The sequence below is a fragment of the Microvirga sp. HBU67558 genome, from assembly GCF_018069605.1.
In the GTDB taxonomy this organism is placed as follows: Bacteria; Pseudomonadota; Alphaproteobacteria; order Rhizobiales; family Beijerinckiaceae; genus Microvirga; species Microvirga terrae.
Genome location: NZ_JAGPUP010000213.1, coordinates 1 through 503, shown reverse-complemented (window position 1 = coordinate 503; position 503 = coordinate 1). Strand labels below are relative to the sequence as shown.

The 503-nt window shown below is 61.8% G+C and carries 1 protein-coding gene; it reads right to left on the bottom strand.

Annotated features, from left to right (window positions below; translation table 11 throughout):
• On the bottom strand, positions 1-503 hold a 503-nt coding region (locus tag KBI52_RS00890; RefSeq protein WP_210804790.1), incomplete at both ends, for a TetR/AcrR family transcriptional regulator.

Here is a 503-nt window from a genome sequence, read left to right as displayed (position 1 = left end):
GGACGTGCAAGCCGAAGAGCAGCATCCTGTCCGGATTGCAGGATCGACTCGGAAAGGGCCTTGTCTGTCGTAACGCGCGCGAGCTGGAGCGTTCCGATCAAGAGACCGAAGATCGCATAAGCGGTTTCTCGTGCCTTCTCCTCCGACAAGGAAGAGGGCAGTTCAGAAGCGATGATCGCCACGATCTCGTCCGCCGCGTGGGCCATGACATCGCGAGTCTTGAGGTCGTTGCGGGCGACCTCTTGAGCTAGGGCCGCAATGGAGCAGCCGGCCTCCGGTCGGTCGCGATGCGCTGTTCGCAGGTATCGGCGCACGACGACTTCCAGCCCGTCCTCACCGCGTTCCTTGGCAGCTTGCACTTCCTTGGTCCAAGTCTCACGGCTGCGCGCATGAGCCTCAGTGATGGCTTCGCGAACGAGATCGTCCTTCGACTTAAAGTGAGCATAGAAGCCGCCGTGGGTCAGGCCCGCATCGGCCATGAGACCAGCGACGCCTGTAGCCTC